This is a genomic window from Mycobacterium sp. NGS50 (assembly GCF_059812545.1).
In genome coordinates this window covers 1-376 of sequence record NZ_JCALCW010000102.1, presented here as the reverse complement: position 1 = coordinate 376, position 376 = coordinate 1, and the positions used below count along the sequence as shown (strand labels likewise).

General features: G+C 55.1%; 1 rRNA gene. It reads right to left on the bottom strand.

Going from position 1 to position 376, the window contains the following annotated elements:
- Positions 1-171, bottom strand: a 23S ribosomal RNA gene (locus AC5Y36_RS25870); the annotation flags it as partial.
- Positions 172-376: the final 205 nt, after the last annotated feature.

The following is a 376-nucleotide window of genomic DNA, read 5'->3' as shown; positions in this document are numbered from 1 at the left end:
CCTATACATTCAGCGTGTGGTGACACGACATCACTCGTGCCGGGTTTCCCCATTCGGACATCCTCGGATCCACGCTCGGTTGACAGCTCCCCGAGGCATATCGCAGCCTCCCACGTCCTTCATCGGCTCCCAATGCCAAGGCATCCACCATGCGCCCTTAAGCACTTACAAACACAAAAACCAAATCGAAATTTGCATTACATACAACAAACAACACCCCCCACAACAGAGGAGCCCTGCTTGCTAGATGCTCGCAACCACTATCCACAAATCAAACACCACACCCCACCACCAAGATGAGGCGACAACACACCCACCCCCACACGAGGGCAGACAAACCGGGCCTGTTGTCTCAGGACCCAACAGTGTGCCTGGC